Here is a 22,734-nt window from a genome sequence, read left to right as displayed (position 1 = left end):
TACCAAAATAATTCATTATTAGTCCCTATTTAGTTCTCGTCCCATCTTTATGAGCTTCAAAACCCTGTAGACATTTTCCTCAGATGGAGAGACGATAAAGTCATCTGAAGCCACAACACGGTCAAGGCCTAAAATTTCTATGGCCTTTCTTATCTCTAAGGCACCTGGAGATCCATCGTTAGAGATTTTTGACCAGTAGCTCTCAAGATCAAATATATTCAAAATCTTTGCTTCAAGGTCTTTATACCTTATTTCAAGTTCTGAAATCCTGCCATCTTTGGATAATAGTTCTTTCTTGATCTCAGAGTTCTCAAGTTCTATTTCATTCTTTTCAACATTGAGTCTATCGATATCTTCTTCAAGCTTATTGATTAATTCCTTTTCGCTTTCAATACCTTCTAAAGTCTGCTCAAAATTTCTTGTTTTCTTCTTTAAATCTTCATTTTCAGTCTTTAGAGAATACATATCCTTCTCAAGAGCGCGCACAAATTTTTCTTTTTCAATCAACATATCAATTGATTTAAGAGATTTCAAACCAATTCTAACAAGACTATTTTTTATCTCCTTTGATACCAAAAAAAGATCAGCGTGTTCAAGGTCACGTCCTTTAGGGAATTTTACCCTCTCAATTATGATTTCTTTCCCTTTGAGTTCTTCAAAAAGTCTTTCGGCAAGTTCCCTACCTGATCTATCTGCATCTGTTGCAATTAAAACAATATCAGAACCAACTATTGATTTTTTAGCAATTTCAATGTTAGTAGTAGGAATTATAGAGGAAATTGTAACTCCAAATTCAGAACCTAAGGCTAAATCTTGAATAGCCTTTGACAAGGTCTCAACATCAGAAACTCCTTCAACTATAATCCTTGTGTCAATCATTTCCGTTTACACCAATTGTAGCTTCTCATCTTTGCAGATTTACCAAAGCCACATGATGCACAGATACCATGAGAAGCATGATATGAATGATTTCCACACCTTCTGCATCTTACATGTGTTTTATTGTTCCTCTTACCGTAGGAAGGTGTTCCTTTACTCATATTAATCCTCCAAACTTGGTGAAATCAAAACAACGTTGTCTCCTCTTACAACTACATGTCCCAGCTTTCTTACTGATTCTCCGTTCTGAAGTTCTTCGGCTGACTCCATTACAAGATTCATATGAATATCATAACCTTTAAGAGTTCCTCTGAACTCTCTACCGCCTTTAAGCTCTACTAGGACATTTGAATCCAAAGCTCTGTGTATGATGTCGAGTGGTCTTTGAGCCAATATATCACCTATTATGGAATCAGAATAAAATAGTATTTAAAGTTAACGGCGAAATACTCTAAAAAGATTTCCCTATAAACTTAAATACATAATAAAGGCATATAAAACTTATATGAAGAAAAAACCGGTTCATGACTTAAAAAAAGGAGAAATAAAAGAAGTTTTAAACTCTATTCGAAACCTTTTTGGAGATAATATTTTGCAAAACATTGACAGCAAATCCTCTTTTAAGATCTCAAATTTAGATGAAAACATCGACATAATATACGTGAACGACGCTCCATCTTTTTTGAAATTGAAAGATAATTTCATACCTTCTTTGAAACTTTTAGTTTCTTTAAGAAAAGATGAGATACCTAGAAAAATTATCGTAGATATGGGGGCTGTCCCATTCATTACAAAGGGTGCGGATGTAATGAAACCAGGAATTAGAGAAGTTGATAGTCAAATCGAAAAAAACGGGCCAGTAATTATTATAGATGAAAAACATGGAAAGCCAATAGCAGTTGGCATCGCAATGTATTCTTTCGAAGATATCTCTTCGATGAAAGAAGGAAAAGTAGTAAAAAATCTTCATTACGTCGGAGATAAAATATGGCAAGGGCTTTGATTACTTGACGGTCACTGACTTTGCAAGATTTCTTGGCTTATCTATTGGAAGTCCTTTTTTCTTTGCAATATAGTATGTAAGCAGTTGCCCTATCACAACTGACAAAATGGCAAACTTTCCGTCATTTATTGTAACATCAATTTTGAAGTCAGAGTCCATCATATTTGCAATTGTAATTACTCTAGCCCCTCTTGCTTCAACTTCCTTGGCATTTGAGAACATATCAAAATCCTTACCAGGGATCAATGCAATGACTGGTGTGCCTGGCTCTATTAGAGCGATGGTGCCGTGCTTTAGCTCTCCACCCATCATACCTTCAGCATGTATGTATGAAATTTCCTTTAGTTTCAAGGCCATCTCTCTTGAAGGCGGATAGGATAGCCCCCTTCCGATGATGTATATGTCTTTTTTCTCATAAAGCTCATCGGCCATTTTTTTGATAGCCTCTTCATTTTCTTTAATTACATAATCAATTTTTTGAGGGATTGTCTTCATATTGACAGAAAATCCTAATAGATAAGATAAATACAAAAGTGCAACTACCTGATTTGTAAAGGTCTTTGTAGCCGCCACACAGATCTCTGGTCCCGCATGTATCTCAAGAGAAATATCTGAAATCCTTTGTAGTGTCGAATGTGGGACGTTTACAAGGGATACTATTTTGGCCCCTCTCTCTCTTGCCCACTTTGCGGCAGCAACAACATCCATTGTTTCCCCACTCTGTGATATCGCGATAAATAGAGTATCCTTGTCAACGAGCATAAAATTTTGGAACTCACTTGCAATAAGTGTGTGGGCATTTACCCCAACTCTATTGAGGAAATATATGCCTAGAAGAGAAGCATAATACGAGCTTCCTGCAGCTGTAAAAACAACTCTCTTTGAATTCTTGACAAGCTGGGCAATTTTATTAATCTTATCATGTTGCTCACCGTCAAGAGAGTTAATCAGTCTTTGAGAGGATATGGGCTGCTCATGGATCTCCTTTATCATATAATGGGGGTAGTTCTGGATTGACTCTTCTTGGGGGATTGCCCAGGTGAACTCGTAAATTTCTTTTTTGATTTCCTTACCTTCCTTATCATAGAAAGTGTATTTTTTGGGCTCAATTACCGCAAACTCCTCATCTTCAAAAAATATGGCCTTATTTGTGGAATCAGAAAATGCGTAGATATCAGATGCCAGATATAATCTGTCCTTGCCAAGTCCCAAAACAAGGGGAGAATCTTTCTTAATTGCGTATATAATGTTTTTATCTTTTTCAATGATAAGAATAGCATATGTACCTTCAATTCTTTTCATGAAACTCTTTATTGCATCAATCATGCTCTTTGATTTCAGCTCTTCCTCAAAAAAATGTGGAATAACTTCTGAATCTGTCTCTGTGATAAAAACGTGGCCCTTTTCTGTAAGCTCCTTCTTTAGCTCCTGATAATTTTCAATTATACCGTTATGAACTGTAAATATGTTCTTGTTACAGTCCCAGTGGGGGTGGGAATTTATTTTTGTAACTCCACCATGCGTTGCCCATCTCGTGTGAGAAATCGCACATGAAGTATTTGAATCATTTAGAGTTTCAATGAATTTTGATATTTCGCCTACATCCTTTTCCACATTGCCCTTGACATCGGCGTAGCCTACTGAATCATAACCCCTGTATTCAAGTCTCTTTAAAGAATTTAAGAGGTCATTTTTTATCGATATTTTGCCATCATTGATAATGCCAACGATTCCACACATTAAACCACATTAATCAAGCTTTTTCTGTCTATTTTAAAGTTTCGGGTGAAACACTTATTTTTAAATTTTAATCTAAAAGAATAAAGCTAAATAAATCAAAAAAGAAGCTAATTAGAGCTTCTTTCAATTTCTAGGGCCATCTTGTGCCATAAAACCTTTTAAATATAGATATTGCTATATTTTTAATGAACGAGCATCTTAAATCCATGATTGATGATAATACTTTCAATGAAAAGATAGAAGAAGTTAAGGAAACTCACGTTTCATATGTATTTCTCACTAAAAACTATGCGTATAAAATTAAGAAAGATGCAAAGTTTTCATTCCTTGATTATTCAACTCTCGAAAAAAGAGAGTTTTACTGCAGAGAGGAGCTTAGAATAAATAGCTTGTTAAGTCCTGATATCTATGTCAAAGTTTCTCCTCTTACCAAAGACGGTGGTAACTTGGTATTGTCCGGGGCGGGGCTGCCTTTGGAATATACAGTCGTGATGAAGAGGGTGCCTGAAGAATATATAATGAAAAATCTCGTTGAGAAAAACGAAATTACAAAGAATATTATCGAACAAATAGCCTTGGAAATATTGACCTTTCATAAAAAGACTGGGATAGACTTAGACGGAAAATATGGGGCGATTGATAAATTTAAAAAAAATGTAATGGACAATTTTAAAGACCTCGAATGTTTTATTGCTGATCTATTTTCTAATGAGGAGTTCAATACGCTTATTGGGAAAAATCTTGACTTTATCAACAATAATGTCGTTCTTTTTGATAGGCGCGTGAAGGAAGGAAAAATCATTGAAACTCATGGCGATCTTCATTCTGGAAACATTTTTGTCCTGCCTGATAAAATCTATATATTTGATGCCATAGAATTCAATCCAGCCATAAATACAACAGACGTTACTGCTGAGATAGCCTTTCTATGTATGGATCTAGAGTTTCTTGGAAGGGATGATCTTTCAAAGGCATTCTCAGATAAATATATTTTAGAAAGCGGCGATCAGGATATGGCCGCCCTTCTATCTTTTTATAAATGTTATAGAGCATGCGTCAGAGCAAAAGTCAATGGTTACAGGGCATCGATAGATAGTTCTGCCAAAGAACTTACAAAAAAATACTTTTATTTGGCCTTAAAGTATGCGGGGGAGTTTTAGTGGAGATAAAGGAGATAGCCTCTAGAATTAATTCAAATTTTAATAAAGAGGAAATGCTTGATTTTTTATTTAGCTTGATTGAAGTAGAAACCGTAAATCCTCCCGGCGATGAATATCTTTTACACGATATTATTATGAAATGCATGAATGATATAGGCGCTGAAGTTGAGATTATTTCAAAAGATGAAAAAAGACCAAACTACATTGGAAGAATAGGTTCTGGACAACCTTCAGTTGCCATTATTTCCCACACAGATGTTGTGCCCCCAGGAGAAGGTTGGACACAGCATCCATTTCAACCTTATGAAAAAGATGGTAAAGTTTACGGCCGGGGTGCACTTGATAACAAGGGAAGTCTCGCAGCATCTTGGTCTGGGATAAAGGCATTAATTAAGAGTGGATTAAAGTTTAAAGGAACTATTTATTTTTGTGCAGTTTCCGATGAGGAGATGGGCTCAGATTATGGGGTAGAATATATCGTTGAGAGAGGGTTTAAACCAGACTATGCAATTGTGCCCGATAGCGGTTCAGTAGATAAAGCAATTATCGGTGAGAAGGGGGCCACGTGGCTTGAAATAGAAAGCTTTGGCAAACAAGCTCACGGCTCAACACCTGAGCTTGGAATAAACGCCATAATTAAAATGTCTAAATTGATCTCTGACTTTGAAAAATTTGAGTTTAATCTTAAATACGACTCTAGATTCACCCCTCCTACAATCAATGTAGGCATGATATCTGGAGGAAATGCACCAAATGTTGTAGCATCAAGATGCAAAGCCACATTGGATATAAGATACCCCTGTGGCATAACAGAAGAGATGGTCAAAAAAAGATTGGCAGATGAGATAGACTCTCTTAATAAAAAAGACAAGAACATTGATATTAAAGTCGGTGAAGTCAAAACAAGACACTTACCACATATAGTGGATACCAACAATAAATTAATTGAAATTTTTGAGAATACAGCCCGTGAGATAGGAATGCCAATGCAACTTGAAACTTCTTCAGGGATAACAGTTGCAAAAATACTAAACTTAAACGGAATACCTACTATAGCACATTCACCAGACTCTGATATGGCATGGCATATTTCAGACGAATATGTAAGAATAGAAAATTTAGAAAAATGTGCTGTTTTGTGGGCATCAGTTATCTATGGACTTGTGAAATAACTACCTTCTTGCGTAGTATTTTTCCATATAGAATCCGTAATTCCGTTCTATTTCTTTTTGAACTTCGTTTTTGAATTCTTCTGCTTTAAGCATTCCTTTTTCTTCAAGTTTTTGTAAGAGCAAATCTAGAAATACTTCCTGATAAGATATCTCAAAAATCATCCTGCCTCTGACCTCGTCAGGATGGGCAGTTTCAATAGCATAATCGTCATTCATCTCATCCATTAAATCACCAATTGAACCTATCAATAAACTTTTAAAAGGTTTCTTATATCTCATATTATAATATACTTATTGTTTTTGGATGTGAAGAAGTGGATTACAAGAAAGAAGGTAAGGAGATAATTGAAGGCATTATAATTGCCGTTATGCTTTACCTAGTCATTAGCTTGACACTGTCTTATGCCCTAAAAGTTGATAATCCGGTAGCCGTAGTTATTTCTGGTAGTATGGAGCCAGTCTACTATAGAGGGGATATCATTGTAATCAAAGGAACGGAGCCAAGTAATATCCAGATTGGCGACATCGTTGTATACAAAAGGCCTTATCAGGACATCCCTATTGTTCACAGGGCAATAAACATAATTGAAGAAGAGGGCAATCTATACTTTGTAACAAAAGGAGACAATAATCCATTTGAGGATTCCTACTTTGATAATGGTAAGAAACTTCCTGGTGTGCCAGAGCATGCTGTCCTAGGTGTAAGTATAATGAAGATACCTAAACTCGGCTATGTGACAATTTTCTTTAAACGCCTTATTGGAGTTAGGATATGAGAAGGTCGCCTTCACTTGCAGTTGACATAATTATTTTTTTTGATAATAAATTAGTCCTTATTAAAAGAAGCCGAGGCCCGTTTGAAAATTGTTTTGCACTCCCCGGTGGTTTTGTTGAATACGGAGAGACTATAGAAAGCGCTGCAACAAGGGAAGCAAAGGAAGAGACAGGGCTTGATGTTACACAACTAACTCTATTAGGGGTTTATTCAAAACCTGACAGAGATCCAAGAGGGCACACAGTAAGTGTAGTTTTTCATGGAGTGGGAATTGGAACCCCGAAGGCAGGAGATGATGCAAAGGAGCTATCCTTATTTGATTTTAATCAAATACCAAACAATCTTGCCTTTGATCACAATAAAATAATCCAAGATTTTTTTGAAGCCTATAGGGGGGCTAACTATAATTGATAATAAGAATATTTCAGAAGTTTTAGGGGTCTTAAGGGAAGAGATAAAAAAGTTCACCGTTCCTATTGTTTCAGAAGTAGCTGCAGACAGGGATCCATATAAAGTTCTAATTTCATGCGTCTTGAGCCTTAGAACTAAAGATGAAGTGACGAAGAAGGCTTCACTTAAACTCTTTGAATATGCTGACACCGCTAATAAGATGATTAATATGGACGAAATTCAGATTCAGAAATTGATATATCCAGTTGGATTTTACAAGACCAAGGCTAAAAGGATCATTGAAATGTCCCATCGAATATTAGATGAATACGATGGCAAAGTCCCCGATACAATTGATGAGCTTTTGAAGCTTAAAGGTGTAGGCAGAAAGACTGCAAACATTGTGGTAACACTTGGCTATTCAAGGCCTGGCGTTTGTGTTGATACCCATGTCCACAGGATATCAAATAGGTGGGGTTACGTCAAGACAAAAAATCCAATTCAAACTGAGTTTGCATTAAGGGAAAAGCTTCCACAAGAGCACTGGATTGAGTACAATGATATCCTTGTAACATATGGGCAAAATGTCTGTGCACCCATCAGTCCAAAATGCAGTATCTGCCCAATCGATAGATACTGCCCAAAGATAGGCGTAACAAAGCATAGATAAAAGAATAGATAGTGGGCCCGCTGAGATTTGAACTCAGGACCTCCCGGTTATCAGCCGGACGCTATAACCAATCTAAGCCACGGGCCCATGTATATCACGCAAATATTAACAACGTATTTAAGATTTTCGTTCATATTTATAATTATGAAGCTTTTGATCACAGGTGTGCCCGGCACAGGTAAGACAATTATCTCAAAAAAAATAGCCGAGCTGTTAAATTTCGTCTATATTAACATAGGTGAGTATGCAAAAGAGAACTTTGACTTCCCAATTGAAGAGGGTGAGGTCATAATAGAAGAATCTTTAGTTGATGAAAAATTGAAAGAATTAGACAACATAGTTATTGATTCTCATATTCCCTTCAAAGCTGACAAAGCAATAATCTTGCGTTGCAATCCTAATGTTCTTATTGAAAGGCTTCACCAGAGAAGATACTCAGAGAAAAAAATAAAGGATAATCTTCTGTCAGAGATTCTTGACTATGAAATATATGCTGTAAAAGAGATATTCAGTGATGAAGATATCTATGAAGTCTTGAGTGAGAACGTTGAAGAAACTATTCAAGAGATAATGAGAATCATAAAAGGAAAAGGGAATTCTCTAAGAAATGGAAATCATTTTAATTTTCTTACCGAAGATAATATTATTCTACTAGAAAAATAGAATATTTTTTTTAAATTTTAGAAATCACAAGTTTTATAAATTATAAAGGCGCAGAAGTATAGGGAAGGTATAGTTATGGATCTCGTTATTAAGAACGGAACGATAGTGACTGCAACAGATATTTATGAAGCAGACGTTGGTATTGAAGGAGAAAAGATTGTTGCCATTGGCAAAGAGCTTTCTGGCTCTAAGGAAATTGATGCAAAAGGAATGATGGTGTTCCCAGGATTTATAGATGTGCACACACATATTGAAATGCCATTTATGGGCACATATTCTTCTGAAACATGGGAAACAGGAACAAGGGCCGCAGCCTTTGGTGGAACAACTTGTGTCGTTGATTTTATTATTCAATCAAAGGGGGGAACTCTAAGAGCAGCCCTTGATGAATGGAACAAAAGAGCAACTGGTAATGCTTACATCGATTATGGATTTCATATGGCCATGACAGATGTAAATGACGATACACTAAAAGAAATGGAAACTATGATCTTAGAAGAGGGTATCCCAAGTTTTAAACTATTCTTTGCCTACAAAGGGGCACTTATGGTAGATGACGATGCATTCTATATGGCACTTGAAAAGGCAGGCGAATTTGGTGGGCTTATCATGCTTCACGCCGAAAATGGCCATATAATAGATTTATACACAAAAAGGCTATTGGCTGAGAACAAGACTGAGCCTATGTACCACGCCGTATCAAGACCTTCAATTCTAGAAGGGGAAGCATGTCAGAGGGCAATTACCCTTGCAGATTTGGCAGAGGCGCCACTTTACATTGTACATAATTCTTGCCTTGAGGCAGTTGAAGCCATCCACGAAGGAAGAGAAAGAGGGCTTCCAATTTATGGAGAAACATGCCCGCAGTACGTTACTCTGGACGAAGAAAGATATACTGAGCCTGACTTCAATGGTGCAAAGTATGTCATGTCTCCACCACTAAGGTCAGAGTTCGACCAAGACGCATTGTGGTTTGCAATTGAGAGGGGAGATCTTCAGGTAGTATCAACTGACCACTGCACATTCTTCTTCAAAGGCCAAAAAGAGATGGGTAAAGACAACTTTGCCAAGATACCAAATGGCGCTCCAGGAATTGAAACAAGGATGCCAGTAATGTACACTGCAGGAGTTCTTGAGGACTGGATTACGCTAAACAAGTTTGTTGAACTTAACTCAACAAACCCTGCAAAGCTTTTTGGATTATTCCCACAAAAGGGAACAATAGCAGTTGGATCAGACGCAGACATAGTCGTCTTCGATCCAGAAAAAGAAGTCACAATCTCTGTGAAGAATCTCCATCAAAATACAGACTATACCCCTTGGGAGGGTATGGTAGTAAAGGGTTATCCAGTTACAGTACTCTCAAGAGGTAAGGTAGTTGTTGAAGATGGCAAACTCGCGGGCGAAAAAGGATGGGGCAAATTCATAAAGAGAGAAAGATTCTATCCTTTATAAAATAATTAATTTTTATTTAATTTTTAAAATACCAATTTTTCATTGGATAATTGACTAATTAATTAAATGTTATTAAACTATTTTCTTTATATTCCAAGTTATAATCGAAAGTTATATAAATCTGTAATAACATTAAGTAAATGTGCCTATTATGATATAGGAGGCCTTTTATGGAAGATTTAGCACAGATGGAAAAAGAATATGTCATGAGGTCTTGGTCGTGCCAAGCTGATGTCAAAGTTAACATGATAGAGAAGGCTGATGGAATCTATTTCTGGGATAAATCAGGTAAACAATATTCAGACTTCTCTTCCCAGCTTATGAGTACAAGCTGTGGTCACAACGTGAAAGAAATAAATGATGGGATTGTAGAGCAACTTAATAAATATGCTTACATCGGTCCAGGGCTTGGAAGCGATGCTAGGGCAAAACTTGGAAAGATGGTAGCTGACATAGCAGGCCCAAACTTTAGAAAAACATTCTTTTCTTCAAGCGGTACCGAAGCAAATGAAGCTGCAGTCAAAGCGGCAAAATGGTACACAGGAAAGTACAAAATTATTTCTCGTTACCAGTCTTACCACGGTGCAACTGGTATAGCCATGATGCTAACAGGGGACCCACGGAGATATCCAAACGAGCCAGGTTACCCAGGTATATTACACGGTCCTGACTGTTACTGCTACAGATGTCCATTCAAATTGGAATACCCAAGCTGCGATATCATGTGCGCCAGATATATTGGGGACATGATCAGGTTTGAGGCAAAGGAAACAGTAGCCGCATTTATTGCTGAGCCTATTGTGGGTTCAAACGGTATAATTCCTCCAGTTAAAGAATACTTCCCGATGTTGAGGGAAATCTGTGATGAGTACAATGTAGTTATAATTGCCGATGAGGTAATGACCGGATTTGGTAGAACTGGAAAATGGCTTGCTTTTGAACATTATAACTTCCAGCCCGATATAATCTCATCCGCAAAGAACTTATCTGCAACTTACGTTCCTCTTGGTGGAACAACATACTCAAAGAAGATTTCTGACTACTTTGAAGATCACTGGTTTGTTGAGGGTCATACTTATGCAGGCCACCCACTTGCATGTGCTGCAGGAGTTGCGACAATAAACTACATGAAGAACAATAACCTAGTTGAAAACGCTGCAAAGATGGAAAAGGTAATGGAAAAGAGATTAAACGAGATGAAGGAAGATCACAAGTCAGTTGGAGATGTAAGAGGAAAAGGATTGTTCTGGGGAATCGAATTAATCAAGAACACAAAGACAAAAGAGCAGGCCGGAACTAGAGAAGAAAAGTTCATGAGGGGTCATGCTTCAATCCCTGCCAAAGTTGCCGGAGAATGTATGAAGAACGGAGTCTTTTTCTTGCAGATGGTTTCAACCCTCTTATTTGCACCACCCCTTTCAATCAATGAGAAACAGATAAATGAAGCGCTTGATGTAGTTGACAAAGCCCTTGAGATTTCTGACAAGGAAGTAGTTCAATAAAATATTTTTAATTTTATTTCTTTTTATAAAGCCAAATTTTATATATCCCCCATCCAGATTAACTAACATGGAAAAATACGCTCTTCTCATCATTAACATGATAAATGAGTTTGTCTACGGGAATAAAAAATGCGAAAATCCTAAAGAGATAATAGGACCAATAAAAGAGATATCTTCTATTTTTAGGGAGAATGGGTTCCCTGTGGTATACATATGTGATTCTAAAACAAATGATTGTGGAGAGAAAGATATTGGTGAGAAGATAATAGATGATCTTGCCCCAAGTGATGGGGATTTCATCGTAAAGAAAGAAAAGTACAGTGGATTTTTCGGCACAGAACTTGATGAGCTTTTGAAAAAGAAGGATATAAAAAATCTTGTATTCTCGGGTCTATCAACATCACTGTCTGTAAGACATACTGCTGCAGATGCATATTATCGGGATTATAAGTGCATCATGCTGACAAACGCATGTTGCGATGTCAAAAAAGACCTCCATCTGAAATCAATTTTATACATAAGGGATTTCTATGGGGCAAGTGCAGTGTCAACTATGAATTTTCCACGTCTTTATTTATCTTAAGGGAGGAATTTAATGGATGTAGGTGTTATTGGAAAACCAAATGTAGGAAAATCAACTTTTTTTAATGCAGTCACACTCGGAGGGGCAGAAATTGCTAATTATCCTTTCACAACAATTGACTCAAACATAGGGGCTACTTATGTTACTTATAACTGCCCTTGCAAGGAGCTTGATATAAAATGTTCACCCCAAAATTCAAAGTGCATTGATGGGACAAGACTTGTACCATTGAAGATAATAGATGTTGCAGGTCTTGTAAAAGGTGCGCATACAGGCAGAGGTCTTGGAAACAAATTCCTAAATGATCTTTCAAGAGCTGAAACCTTAATCCACATAGTTGATGCTTCAGGCTCAACAGATATAGAAGGAAATCCAGTTCCCGTAGGGACCCATAACCCAATAGAAGACATTGAGTTCTTGGAGGAAGAAATCAACCTCTGGTTTTTTGGGATACTAAATGACAACTGGTTTAGATTTGCAAGAAAGATATGCTCCGGACATCATGATTTCTGCAAGATAGTTGCTGAGCAGTTTACCGGGATTGGGATAACTGAGGGCAATGTCATAGCATCAATAAGGGAGACTGAGCTAAACCCTGAGCAGTGCATACACTGGAAGGACGAAGAGCTATTGGTCTTTGCCAAATCGCTTAGAAAGATATCAAAGCCAATAACGATTGTCTTAAACAAGACAGACATAGCCCCACAAGAGAATATTAAAGCTTTGAAAGAAAAACTAGGGGATATTTTTACAATAAGCGCTGAGGCAGAATTGGTCTTAAGAAAGGCAACAAGTGCGGGATTAGTTAAATACGTGCCTTCCCAACCCTCTTTTGAGATAACTGGAGATCTAAATGACAAACAGAAAGAGGCCCTAAACAGAATCAAAAACTTCATGGAAAAAAATGATGGCACTGGCGTTCAGAAGACTATAAATCAGGTAGTGTTCAATATCTTGAATAAAATAGTGGTCTACCCTGTCGAGGATGAGACCCACATGAAGGACGGTAAAGGCAATATTTTGCCTGATGCATATCTAATGGATAAAGGTTCAACCCCAAGAGACCTTGCCTTTAGGGTACACACAGACATAGGGAAGAACTTCCTTTATGCAGTCAATGCAAGAACTAAAAGAAGGATAAAAGATGACTACGAGCTTCAAAATGGTGACATAATAAAGATAGTTTCAGCGGCAAGATAGCTATACCAACTCATCCAGCGGTATATCAACAAACTTATTCAGTTTTGGGAGCATATGCCTTGTAGTCTTAGGGGGGAATAGGTTTCCGCGCCTTGCAGTCTTCACAACTTCTTCCTTTGTTACTCTTTTTGGAACTAGAATAGCATCGGCTTTTTCAGAGTAGAGTAACCAGTAGGCTTTTTTTAAAGTCTTTTCATACCTGACTGTCATACCATTTTTTTCTAGTATTTCTACTATCTTCCCTATATCCCCATATATAACTGGAAACCACTGGCCCAGTTTTATTTCAGGGTCATTATAGTCTACAAGGAGGCACGGTACCTTCTTGCAACCAAGTCTTTTTGCGGCCTCAAATCTGTGATGTCCATCGAGTATTGTCATAGTATTTAAATCCACGATGATGGCAACAGAAAACTTCTTTTCCCTCTCTATCTTAATCATTAACCTGTTTAGAACACTAGGAACTATACGCTCATGTGTATTTAGTTTTTCAATCTCGATGAACTCTATCTCCATAAAATAATACTTCGACTAAAATCTTATATGTTTTTGTGTGCGAAAAGAGACTGACCAAAGGAAACGCCTCCATCACCGCACGGGATGAGTTTGTGCTCGACATACTTTAGGTTATTTGATTCAACATATTTTTTGATAGTATCTGAAAATATTTTGTTGTAGGCCACACCACCTGAAAAAGCGATAGGAAGATGATCATTTTTCGCCTCTTCAATTGCAATCTCTGAAAATGCCCTAGCAAGGGAAACATGCACAGTTTTTGCAAGGTCTTTTTTGCTGTGCTTATCTCTTAAGTCAAATATTCTTTTTGCAAAATCTTTTACCATTATTATGTTGTTATCAATTTCGATCGGTATATTAAGGTCATCCCCTTTCCATGCGAGAGATTCTAGCCGCATCGCAGGTTCACCTTCGTATGTTCTTTCAGAGCATGAAAAGAGCATAACTGAAAACATATCAAGTATCCTGCCGCACGAAGTTGAAAAGTTCTTTTCATCTTTTAGAATTTTCTTTAATGCATCGATACCTTGAGATCCATATCTATAAGAGTCTGAGTAATCAGAAAAATCTTCATCTTTTAGAAGGGATACAAGTACCCTTAATGGCTCTTTTGCAGCCTTGTCCCCACCTAAAAGTGGGTATTCCTTCAAATGGCCTATTCTTTCTTCATTATTTTCTGTGACATAGAAGACTTCTCCCCCCCAAGAGTTACCATCAAGGCCATAGCCTGTTCCATCACACACTATTGCAATGCCCTCTTGTAGTCCATTTTCAGTAAAAACTGCCCTTGCGTGAGAGATATGGTGCTGAATCTTCATCAAAGGTATACCAGTTTCTTTAGAATATCTCTCGGCAATTTTAGTAGTCTCATATTGTGGGTGCAGATCAGATGCCAAAAGCTCAATTTCATCCATCTTCATATTCAGAAGGGTCATCAGTTTTTTTATCGCATCTTCAAAAAAAAGCAGTGTATCATAGTGTGTAGTATTTCCGACGTGTTGTGAGATAAATGCCTTCTTTTCCTTTGTAAGTGTAAAAGCATTGTTAAGTTCTGCACCGAAGGCCAATACCTTTTTGTCATGAGGTATCTCAATCCCCTGTGGTACAAAACCCCTCGATCTCCTGATGAACTTCCCATCGCGTATGACTGAGTCATCACATCTGTTGTAGATATTTAGATTATGGCAAAGGAAGTAATCAACATCAAGAGAGTTAAAAGCAGAGCTATTTTCGATTATCATTGGGTCTCCTGGCATATTGGCCGAGGTCATGACAAAAAAATCAAGTGAAGTGTAATTAAACAATAGAAAGTGGAGGGGAGAGTATGGGATCATTATGCCGACGTTATGCAGATACGGTGCAGCCTTTTCAAATGGCTCCGCTTTCTTTTTTTCTAGAACAACAATCGGCCTCTCATGAGATGAGAGATACTTCTTTTCCTCATCACTTACATGGCATGCCTTTTCTATAGACTTTATATCCCTAGCAAGAATTGCAAAAGGCTGATATGGCCTCCCAAGCCTTCTCCTAAGCTCTGTTACAGCTTCTTCGTTTAGGGCGTCACATCCGATGTGATACCCGCCAAGACCTTTTATAGCGATAATTTTGCCTTTCTCAAATAACTTTGCTGCAGCCTCAATAGGATTCTCTATTTCTTTCCCCGATCGGTCAAATAGCGAGTAATGGGGGCCGCATGCAGGACACGCCACAGGCTCCGCATGATAACGCCTATCAAGAACATCCTTATATTCCCTAAGACAGTCAGGGCATAGCTTAAATTTACCCATAGTGGTCATTTCTCTATCATATGGGGTCTTTTTGATTATGGTAAATCTTGGGCCGCAGTTTGTGCAGTTAATAAATGGGTAAAGAAACCTTCTGTCTGCCCTCTGGAAAAGCTCCCTCTCACAGTCTTTGCACAAGCATATATCGGGAGGTATCATAGAAGCTGAGCCAGAGCTCCCGCTTTTACTCTCCTTAATATAAAAGAGGCTAGGTTTAAAGTTTTCATCAGAGGATTTGTCAGATATGTCAAGCCTATCAATTTTAGCCAAAGGAGGTTTTTTTTGATTAAGGTCGTTGATAAAATTATTTATCTGTTCTACCGAGCCATCAATTACAACCTCCACATACTCGCCCCTGTTTCTTACATAGCCACTGACTCGGTTTTCAATGGCAATCCTATAAACGAACGGCCTAAAACCTACAGCCTGAACTGTACCATAGACCATTATACTTTTCATAAACTTTGCAATGAAGTATAGTTTATATAAAATTTGTTATTGATATAGAACTTTTTTGCCAAAAATTGTATAGCAAACGCTTATAAACGTCCACTTTCAAATATCTTTAAGGTGAAATTAATTTACTTATCAATAACTTCTAACAAAGGTGAATTTCATGATCAATGTATTCATAAATGGATACGGTACAGTTGGGAAGAGGGTAGCAGATGCAGTCGCCCTCCAGAAAGATATGAAGATTATTGGCGTCTCAAAGAGAACGCCCGATTTTGATGCAGAACAGGCAATAAAGAAGGGCTTTGACCTTTATTGTGTTGAGGGGGCCGATGTTGATGCCTTCAAGAAGAGGGGATTGGAAACAAGCGGTTACCTAAAGGATATCAAAGACTCCGTAGACGTAGTCATAGACGGCGCCCCTGGAAAACAGGGTGCCAAGAACATGGAGCTCTATAAATCACTTGGGTTAAATGCCATTTTCCAAGGAGGAGAAGACGCTTCTATTGGTACCTCTTTTAATGCTCACGCTAATTTTGATAAAAATGTAGGTCAAAAATACATAAGGGTTGTTTCTTGCAATACAACTGGACTTGCAAGGACCTTAAGCTGCCTAAACGAGGCCGACGCCATTAGTAAGGTGAAGGCTGTAATGATAAGAAGGGCAGCAGATCCAGGAGATAACAAAAGAGGCCCTATAAATGCTATCGTACCTGAAGTTAAGGTACCATCCCATCACGGCCCTGATTTAAAGACTGTTCTTCCGATAGATATTGAAACCATAGCTGTAAAGGTGCCAACAACACTGATGCACCTTCACACAATAATGGTCGATTTAAAGAAAGACATTAAGAGGGAGGAAGTAATAGACTTATTCAATAACAGATCGAGAGTTATTCTAGTAAGTAAAGAAGATGGAATTGATTCTACCGCAGATATAATGGAATTTGCAAAGAATCTGGGTAGAAATAGAGGGGACATGTATGAAATTAATGTCTGGAAAGATTCAATTAATATTAAAGACGGAACACTTTACTATATCCAGGCTATTCATCAGGAATCAGACATTGTCCCAGAAAATGTAGATGCCATAAGAGCCATGTTTGACCTTAAGAAGAGAGATGAGTCAATCGAAATGACAAACAAGGCTATGGGCATTCTATAATTCTTTTGAGGGAGGGAATTTAATTATGAGTGATAAAGATTTTATTGAGGATATTGTATCGAAGAAAAGTGAGGATTATTTTAAGGATATAAAAGAAGAGGTTGGTACAACTAAATACATCATCAAAGCACAAATTACAGCAAGCGGTATCGTCGAAAGACCCGATGTTGTAGGGGCTATATTTGGCCAGACTGAGGGTTTGTTAAGCGATGATCTGGATCTACGGGAGTTACAAAAGACAGGGAGAATAGGAAGGATTAGAGTTAATATCACTTCAAAAAATGGGAAAAGCACTGGGGAGATAATAGTTCCATCAAGTCTTGATAAGGTTGAGACTGCAATACTTGCTGCTTCCTTAGAGACAATCGATAGAGTTGGTCCGTGCAACGCCAGGATAGATGTATCAACAATAGAAGATGTCAGAAAATCAAAAAGAAATTACGTCATTGATAGAGCCAAGATTATACTAACAACAATGGTTGATGAGATAACACCTGAAAGCTCTGAGCTTACAGACGAGGTAAAGGAATCTGTGAGGATGGGAGAGATTAAGGCCTATGGAGAAGATCAGCTCCCAGCAGGGCCTAACGTTGAGGAAAGTGACGCAATCATCGTTGTCGAAGGACGGGCTGATGTTTTAAATTTATTGAAATACGGAATTAAGAACACTCTAGCCGTTGAAGGGACAAGCGTATCAAAGACAATATCAGCGATATCTCATGAAAAGACAGTCACAGCATTTGTTGATGGAGACAGAGGCGGAGAACTAATACTAAGAGAGCTTTTTCAGATAGCAGAGATAGACTACATTGCAAGGGCGCCAATGGGGAAGGAAGTAGAAGATCTTACAAAAAAAGAGATAATTAAGGCCTTAAGAAATAAGATCCCAGCAGAGCAGTGGATTGTTGAGAATTTAGATAAACCAAGAACAGAGAATCATAAACCTCACGCAAAACCTGAAGAAAAAGAGCCACAACATAAGCATCAAAATCATGAGTCACAAAAGCCAGTAGAGCCGGTACAGCCAAAAAAACCATACTCCGACCTAGACAGATTTGGCGAGATAATTGAAAAGTTGCCAGGAACACTAGACGCATACCTATTGGACGCAGATGGCAATGTAAAGCACAAGGTTTCAGTAAGGGATTTAGTTGATGCAATGAGATACACTGAGGACTACGAGGCAGTAGTCTTTGATGGAGTCGTAACACAGAGGCTTGTCGATATAGCGGGTGAGAAAGGTGTCAAATTCTTAGTAGGCGTAAAGACTGGGAATATAACAAAGAAGTCAGTTAACCTAAAGGTACTTTCATTTAAGGGCCAGAGCGGAGAAATGGAAGCAGCTGGTGTCTAGAATTAAAGTTAAACTTTCTTTTTTTTTAGACAGCGAAAAGATGGCTCAGGCTTATTACAACGGAATTTACGTTGATAACAAACCTTTTAAAGGAACTTCCATCTCTACTAGAATATATAAAGAGACCTTAGAGGTAGAGTCTGAGTCTGAATCTATAGGGACTCTTAAAAATACTGTAGATGATGTTATCGCATGTGTTGAGGCAATTAGAAAAACATTAGTATTATAGGAGGAATTTTATTGGCTAGAAAAAGAGTAGCAGGAAAAGATCCATGGAAGGCAAAATCATGGTACACTATTTACGCTCCAGATATTTTTGATAAAAGAGAGATTGGTGAGACGATATCTGATAAACCCGAGAAGGTTTTGGGGAGAAAGATTGAGACAAATATGAAGGAAATTACTGGGGACATGAAGAAAGGTCACATAAAACTAATTTTTAGAGTTAAAGAGGTCACAGGCGAAAATGCCTACACCGAATTCTTTAGACAGGAACTTTCAAGATCATACCTTAGAAGTCAGATAAGAAGAAGAAACTCAAAAGTCGACTCAATTTTCAACATAAAGACAAAGGATGGATACACCCTCAGGGCATCCACTTCAGCAATACTTACAACAAGGATACTTACTTCACAGAAGAAGGCTATAAGAGAAATAATCAATCAAGAGCTAACAACAATTAGCACAAACAACGATTTCGCACAGTTCTTGGACGAAGTCACAAGCGGCAAGATGTCAAGCGAAATTTACAAGAAAGCAAGGAAGGTCTTCCCACTAAAGAGGGTAGAGGTCACAAAGATAAAGCTCATTGACCAGCCAAAAGCAAAAGAGGCTGCATAAACTGTGGAAGAATATACTTTCCATAGTATTTTTTATTCTTTAAAGGAAACTAAAATCCCATTTAATTTTGATATAATAGTTGGAATAGCAAGAGGCGGGATAATCCCTTCCTCAATTTTATCATTTATTTACGAAAAAGAGCTTTTCTTGTTATGGTTGAATCTTTATGGCGAGGGGATGCCACCTGAAAAAGTTCATGAGAAACCAAAACTCATGCGCCCCTTTGATCATGATGTCTATGGCAAAAGGATACTCATTGTTGACGATCTCTCGAGAACAGGAGAAACAATAGAATTTGCAAAAAAGATTCTTATAGAAAAAGGCGCTTCTGAAATAAAATCTCTTGTCCTAATTGGCAAGGGCGATTACTCCCTAGAAGAGTTTAAGGGATGCGTTAAGTTCCCCTGGAAATTTTAACTTTTGATGGCAGGTCAATAAATTCGTTTATCTCCAGTATTATGGCCGAGTCATTTGTTGCTACTATACCCCGACTATTCTTTAGGATATGATCAACGCTTGAAACAGTTTCCGAATCTCCTCTTAGATTTCTTTCTTCTAACCCATCTCTTATAGTTTCAGAAATCTTCCCACTCTTGCTCATCATCTTGTCTAGGTAAACTTGAGTATTTTCTGGTGGATATTTCTTCAAAAGGCCCAATATAAGATCAATTGACTCCAAAGTCTCTTTTGTTATCTTATGTTTTTTAGAAACATTCCGTGTGTCTCTTAAAAGACCATCCATAGAAACAAAGGCCTTGCCCATAAGAACAGACTCAGTTGTAATTATGACATTATAGCCGTCAATGAATAGAGATTTCCCTTTGATGTCCTTTAAACTCCTCTTTTTCTCTTTGGTTTTCTTAATGTAAGACTTGGAGAAAACAATTCTAGACAGAGCATATCTTTCCTCATTTTTAAGGCCATAGTGATCACCTACAAACCTTAAGGCATAGGTTTTCGGATAGTTTCTATTCAGTAAAAGATAAAGATCGTTTCTAGCCCTATCAAAGACATTATCTTTCATAAAAAAATATTGTTTTTTTTGTTAAAATTCTTTTTGGATTTTATACTATTCAGGATTCACTATTTTTTTGATTTTGCAATTTCGCAATTTTCCCTTACTCGAAAGGCTACAATTTCTCTGATTAAATCAAATGGAACTGGCTTATCGAGAGGGAATTTTACTGTGCCTTTTGACCATTCATAAACTGAGATCTCACTTTTATATTTTTCAATTCCTGAGGGCGTAGGATAAAATCCTATATGATTCTTATAAGCTGCAAAGTGAACTAAGTTATAGCCTTTAAGAACAAATGTTGGTATTCCATAGCTTATCGTCTCCTCTGCGCTAGGTGCCAGTTCTTTAATTATTTCTCTTATCTTCTTTAATCTTTCTTGAACTTCTTTGGGAAAGATTTGGATATATTCGTCAATATCTTTAGGTATTTGACTTTTTAGCGTTGACGTGCCTTCTTCTTTTTTCCTCATAAATCCATTCCAAAGTAGCATAGGATTATTAGTTAATAAAATTTGCTAAATTCATTCTAAATATAGGTAACATATTACCTAATAGAAAGATTTATAAATAGGTCATATATCAGCTTGATAAAGGTAATGTATTACCTATTTAGGAGGAAAATCATGGAAAAAATATATTTACAGGCGATTGGAATATGGATATTATTTGTTTTTGTGGCGATATTAAATGGAACAATAAGACAATTCTTAATATTGCCAAGAGTAAATGAACTTACGGCTCACCAGATAAGCTGCTTTACAGGGATCTCTTTGTTTTTCTTGGTCATGTTATTGTGGCTTAAGTTCACAGGTTCATCCTATACCGGAAATAATTTAATAGTCATAGGTATATCTTTCCTGATTGCAACAATTATATTTGAATTCATATTTGGACATTATATCATGGGCCACAGCTGGGCAAAACTATTGCACGATTATAATTTCTTGGAAGGAAGACTTTGGTCACTTGTGCTTATCTGGACAACTGTAGGGCCGTATGTAGTTGCTAAATATGTTCTAGGCAGGATATAGGGAGATTAAAATGGAAAAAATTCTAAAACCTGAAGCATTTGAAATCTTTGGTAAAATATTTTTCTTAAGCAATAGGCTAGAATATTTAGGTGATAACGAACTACGAAAAGAAGGGCTCACAACAAAGCAGTGGCAGCTGATTGCAGTCACCGGAAAATATTTTACCCTTCCCCCTTCCGTGAGTGAAGTAGCAGAGGTACTAAGCACAACACATCAAAATGTGAAGCAGATAGCACTGAAACTTCAAAAGAAGGGATTTATTTCAATTGATAAGGATGAAAAAGACAAGAGAGTCTTGAGGATAAGATTAACTGAAAAAAATACAGAGTACTGGGAGTCAAAATCCACTGATGATGTTGCGTTCATAAGCTCGCTGTTTTATGGGCTTAGCGATCAAGATATCCAAAAGTTATACGAACTATTAAATAAAATCCAGAATAACGTCGATACAAAATATAACGAAGTTAAAGCGAGATATTAACAATAAAAATTTTCAATTTAAGAATCTAAAATAATAATTAATCTTTCTTTAAAGTACTAAACTGCAAACCTATCTGAACCAATTATGGATCTGAGATAGCTTTTCCTTGAGCCTGCGTCAATCCTGTGCTTTTCAAGGAGCATATATTTTAGGTCACGGGCTTTCTGATGATTCTCGTCAATTTTTAGGGCCATATCATAGCACTGATTTGCCCAGAGGTATTTCCCAAGTTTTTCAAGCGTCTCACCCTTGTGAATCCATTCTTCAGGCGTAGCAGGATCCTTCTCAACGATCCTTGCTGTGTAGTCCTTCTCTATCTTGCCTCTAGACTCCTCAGCCTCATCAAATCTTTCCAGATCTTCCAGAAGATTTGCTTTACTTTCCCAGGCAAGGATATTTTCTGGATCAATCTTAGTTGCAAGAGAGTAGTAGTCAAGGGCTTCTTCATTCTTCCCGATTCTCTCTAAAAGGACTGCCCTGTTATAGATTGCTGCATAGTCAAGAGGGTCAAACTCCATCGATTTGTCATAGCACTCTATGGCCTCTTCATATCTCCCAAGGGATCTCAAAGCTATAGCCTTAAACTCCCAGGCAAAGGTATTGTTTGGGTCAATTTCTATCGCCTTATTAAAAGAGACTATCGCATCCTCAAAGTTATCTGTTCCTTCATACAAAAGAACATAACCCTTTAGCCAATGGAGAAAAGAATCCTTTTTATTCCTGATTAAGAGTTTGTCAATCTTCTCTTTAGCTTCTTTTATTTTTAGTTCATCAAGTAGAGAAAATATAACCTCGTATTTCTTCTTGATTTTTTTAGGATCAGATATTTTTGTCATTTGAGTCTCCGTTTAGAAGCTATTATGCTGTATCTATTAGATGTTTTTACTATTTAAAATTTTT

General features: G+C 37.3%; 28 protein-coding genes and 1 tRNA gene. 18 read left to right on the top strand and 11 right to left on the bottom strand.

Features of this window, described 5'->3' with window-relative positions; genetic code table 11:
- Positions 1 to 18: 18 nt before the first annotated feature.
- The 3 genes from KO464_03955 to KO464_03945 are packed head-to-tail and all read right to left on the bottom strand — an operon-like array spanning position 19 to position 1,272.
- The gene (locus tag KO464_03955; GenBank protein MCC7572526.1) at positions 19 to 879 is read right to left on the bottom strand and encodes a topoisomerase; all 861 of its coding nucleotides are present in this window, start codon (positions 877 to 879) and stop codon (positions 19 to 21) included.
- Positions 876 to 1,040 (bottom strand): 50S ribosomal protein L37e, encoded by a 165-nt coding sequence (locus tag KO464_03950; protein ID MCC7572525.1) that lies wholly within the window; start codon positions 1,038 to 1,040, stop codon positions 876 to 878. The genes KO464_03955 and KO464_03950 overlap by 4 nt, the downstream gene beginning before the upstream one ends.
- 1 nt (position 1,041) lies before the next feature.
- On the bottom strand, positions 1,042 to 1,272 hold the full coding sequence (locus KO464_03945) for a small nuclear ribonucleoprotein (GenBank protein ID MCC7572524.1): 231 nt from the start codon (positions 1,270 to 1,272) through the stop codon (positions 1,042 to 1,044).
- Between the two features lie 112 nt (positions 1,273 to 1,384).
- Here KO464_03945 and KO464_03940 point away from each other — a divergent pair, with 112 nt between their 5' ends.
- Positions 1,385 to 1,882: a DUF1947 domain-containing protein gene (locus KO464_03940; protein ID MCC7572523.1), complete on the top strand. Its 498-nt coding sequence runs from the start codon at positions 1,385 to 1,387 to the stop codon at positions 1,880 to 1,882.
- Here the strand turns inward: KO464_03940 and glmS are convergent, their stop codons facing one another.
- Positions 1,883 to 3,622, bottom strand: coding sequence for a glutamine--fructose-6-phosphate transaminase (isomerizing) (gene glmS, locus KO464_03935; protein ID MCC7572522.1), 1,740 nt, complete (start codon positions 3,620 to 3,622; stop codon positions 1,883 to 1,885).
- 185 nt (positions 3,623 to 3,807) lie between these two features.
- On the opposite strand from glmS, the gene KO464_03930 reads away from it, so the two are divergent.
- Positions 3,808 to 4,782: a hypothetical protein gene (locus KO464_03930; protein MCC7572521.1), complete on the top strand. Its 975-nt coding sequence runs from the start codon at positions 3,808 to 3,810 to the stop codon at positions 4,780 to 4,782.
- The gene (locus KO464_03925) at positions 4,782 to 5,954 is read left to right on the top strand and encodes a M20 family metallopeptidase (GenBank protein ID MCC7572520.1); all 1,173 of its coding nucleotides are present in this window, start codon (positions 4,782 to 4,784) and stop codon (positions 5,952 to 5,954) included. The genes KO464_03930 and KO464_03925 overlap by 1 nt, the downstream gene beginning before the upstream one ends.
- Here the strand turns inward: KO464_03925 and KO464_03920 are convergent, their stop codons facing one another.
- Positions 5,955 to 6,179: a hypothetical protein gene (locus KO464_03920; GenBank protein ID MCC7572519.1), complete on the bottom strand. Its 225-nt coding sequence runs from the start codon at positions 6,177 to 6,179 to the stop codon at positions 5,955 to 5,957.
- An 89-nt stretch (positions 6,180 to 6,268) separates the two neighbouring features.
- Here KO464_03920 and KO464_03915 point away from each other — a divergent pair, with 89 nt between their 5' ends.
- The 3 genes from KO464_03915 to KO464_03905 are packed head-to-tail and all read left to right on the top strand — an operon-like array spanning position 6,269 to position 7,789.
- Positions 6,269 to 6,730 carry a signal peptidase I gene (locus tag KO464_03915; protein MCC7572518.1) on the top strand — a complete coding sequence of 154 codons (462 nt, stop codon included), beginning with the start codon at positions 6,269 to 6,271 and terminating at the stop codon, positions 6,728 to 6,730.
- A complete protein-coding gene (locus KO464_03910; protein MCC7572517.1) occupies positions 6,727 to 7,140 on the top strand; it encodes an NUDIX hydrolase in 414 nt (137 codons plus the stop codon). The genes KO464_03915 and KO464_03910 overlap by 4 nt, the downstream gene beginning before the upstream one ends.
- The gene (locus KO464_03905) at positions 7,136 to 7,789 is read left to right on the top strand and encodes an endonuclease III (GenBank protein ID MCC7572516.1); all 654 of its coding nucleotides are present in this window, start codon (positions 7,136 to 7,138) and stop codon (positions 7,787 to 7,789) included. The genes KO464_03910 and KO464_03905 overlap by 5 nt, the downstream gene beginning before the upstream one ends.
- 12 nt (positions 7,790 to 7,801) lie before the next feature.
- Here the strand turns inward: KO464_03905 and KO464_03900 are convergent.
- Positions 7,802 to 7,876 (bottom strand) — tRNA-Ile (locus KO464_03900).
- A gap of 57 nt (positions 7,877 to 7,933) precedes the next feature.
- Here KO464_03900 and KO464_03895 point away from each other — a divergent pair.
- The 5 genes from KO464_03895 to KO464_03875 all read left to right on the top strand — a co-directional run bounded on the left by KO464_03895 (position 7,934) and on the right by KO464_03875 (position 13,192).
- Positions 7,934 to 8,452 (top strand): AAA family ATPase, encoded by a 519-nt coding sequence (locus tag KO464_03895; protein ID MCC7572515.1) that lies wholly within the window; start codon positions 7,934 to 7,936, stop codon positions 8,450 to 8,452.
- A 75-nt stretch (positions 8,453 to 8,527) separates the two neighbouring features.
- Positions 8,528 to 9,907 (top strand): dihydropyrimidinase, encoded by a 1,380-nt coding sequence (hydA, locus tag KO464_03890; protein ID MCC7572514.1) that lies wholly within the window; start codon positions 8,528 to 8,530, stop codon positions 9,905 to 9,907.
- A 170-nt stretch (positions 9,908 to 10,077) separates the two neighbouring features.
- Positions 10,078 to 11,409: an aminotransferase class III-fold pyridoxal phosphate-dependent enzyme gene (locus KO464_03885; protein MCC7572513.1), complete on the top strand. Its 1,332-nt coding sequence runs from the start codon at positions 10,078 to 10,080 to the stop codon at positions 11,407 to 11,409.
- A 67-nt stretch (positions 11,410 to 11,476) separates the two neighbouring features.
- Complete coding sequence (locus KO464_03880; GenBank protein MCC7572512.1) at positions 11,477 to 11,992, top strand: cysteine hydrolase; 516 nt, start codon at positions 11,477 to 11,479, stop codon at positions 11,990 to 11,992.
- A gap of 12 nt (positions 11,993 to 12,004) precedes the next feature.
- Positions 12,005 to 13,192, top strand: coding sequence for a redox-regulated ATPase YchF (locus tag KO464_03875; protein MCC7572511.1), 1,188 nt, complete (start codon positions 12,005 to 12,007; stop codon positions 13,190 to 13,192).
- Here the strand turns inward: KO464_03875 and KO464_03870 are convergent, their stop codons facing one another.
- Both KO464_03870 and hypF read right to left on the bottom strand, forming a co-directional pair.
- A complete protein-coding gene (locus KO464_03870) occupies positions 13,193 to 13,708 on the bottom strand; it encodes a ParB N-terminal domain-containing protein (protein ID MCC7572510.1) in 516 nt (171 codons plus the stop codon).
- Positions 13,709 to 13,731: 23 nt separating this feature from the next.
- The gene (gene hypF / locus KO464_03865; GenBank protein MCC7572509.1) at positions 13,732 to 15,951 is read right to left on the bottom strand and encodes a carbamoyltransferase HypF; all 2,220 of its coding nucleotides are present in this window, start codon (positions 15,949 to 15,951) and stop codon (positions 13,732 to 13,734) included.
- A 157-nt stretch (positions 15,952 to 16,108) separates the two neighbouring features.
- On the opposite strand from hypF, the gene KO464_03860 reads away from it, so the two are divergent.
- From KO464_03860 to KO464_03840, 5 genes are read left to right on the top strand one after another with little or no spacing between them, the layout of a single operon-like run.
- Positions 16,109 to 17,110 (top strand): type II glyceraldehyde-3-phosphate dehydrogenase, encoded by a 1,002-nt coding sequence (locus KO464_03860; GenBank protein ID MCC7572508.1) that lies wholly within the window; start codon positions 16,109 to 16,111, stop codon positions 17,108 to 17,110.
- Between the two features lie 25 nt (positions 17,111 to 17,135).
- Positions 17,136 to 18,464: a DNA primase gene (locus KO464_03855; protein ID MCC7572507.1), complete on the top strand. Its 1,329-nt coding sequence runs from the start codon at positions 17,136 to 17,138 to the stop codon at positions 18,462 to 18,464.
- Positions 18,457 to 18,693: a hypothetical protein gene (locus KO464_03850; protein MCC7572506.1), complete on the top strand. Its 237-nt coding sequence runs from the start codon at positions 18,457 to 18,459 to the stop codon at positions 18,691 to 18,693. The genes KO464_03855 and KO464_03850 overlap by 8 nt, the downstream gene beginning before the upstream one ends.
- A 5-nt stretch (positions 18,694 to 18,698) precedes the next feature.
- Positions 18,699 to 19,304 carry a 30S ribosomal protein S3ae gene (locus tag KO464_03845; protein MCC7572505.1) on the top strand — a complete coding sequence of 202 codons (606 nt, stop codon included), beginning with the start codon at positions 18,699 to 18,701 and terminating at the stop codon, positions 19,302 to 19,304.
- Positions 19,305 to 19,307: 3 nt separating this feature from the next.
- Positions 19,308 to 19,721, top strand: a complete 414-nt coding sequence (locus KO464_03840; GenBank protein MCC7572504.1) for a phosphoribosyltransferase — start codon at positions 19,308 to 19,310, stop codon at positions 19,719 to 19,721.
- Here the strand turns inward: KO464_03840 and KO464_03835 are convergent.
- Both KO464_03835 and KO464_03830 read right to left on the bottom strand, forming a co-directional pair.
- Positions 19,699 to 20,328 carry a DUF434 domain-containing protein gene (locus KO464_03835; protein ID MCC7572503.1) on the bottom strand — a complete coding sequence of 210 codons (630 nt, stop codon included), beginning with the start codon at positions 20,326 to 20,328 and terminating at the stop codon, positions 19,699 to 19,701. The genes KO464_03840 and KO464_03835 overlap by 23 nt on opposite strands.
- 59 nt (positions 20,329 to 20,387) lie before the next feature.
- Entirely contained in the window at positions 20,388 to 20,792 is a 405-nt protein-coding gene (locus KO464_03830; GenBank protein ID MCC7572502.1) for a DUF1801 domain-containing protein, read from the bottom strand.
- A gap of 153 nt (positions 20,793 to 20,945) precedes the next feature.
- Between KO464_03830 and KO464_03825 the strand changes: the two genes are divergently transcribed.
- Both KO464_03825 and KO464_03820 read left to right on the top strand, forming a co-directional pair.
- Positions 20,946 to 21,353 (top strand): hypothetical protein, encoded by a 408-nt coding sequence (locus KO464_03825; protein MCC7572501.1) that lies wholly within the window; start codon positions 20,946 to 20,948, stop codon positions 21,351 to 21,353.
- 10 nt (positions 21,354 to 21,363) lie between these two features.
- Positions 21,364 to 21,834 (top strand): MarR family transcriptional regulator, encoded by a 471-nt coding sequence (locus tag KO464_03820; GenBank protein MCC7572500.1) that lies wholly within the window; start codon positions 21,364 to 21,366, stop codon positions 21,832 to 21,834.
- Positions 21,835 to 21,890: 56 nt separating this feature from the next.
- Here the strand turns inward: KO464_03820 and KO464_03815 are convergent, their stop codons facing one another.
- Positions 21,891 to 22,670, bottom strand: a complete 780-nt coding sequence (locus tag KO464_03815) for a tetratricopeptide repeat protein (GenBank protein ID MCC7572499.1) — start codon at positions 22,668 to 22,670, stop codon at positions 21,891 to 21,893.
- Between the last annotated feature and the right edge of the window lie 64 nt (positions 22,671 to 22,734).

The sequence above is a fragment of the Methanofastidiosum sp. genome (genome assembly GCA_020854815.1).
GTDB lineage: Archaea > Methanobacteriota_B > Thermococci > Methanofastidiosales > Methanofastidiosaceae > Methanofastidiosum.
This window is presented reverse-complemented; position numbering and strand designations above follow the sequence as displayed.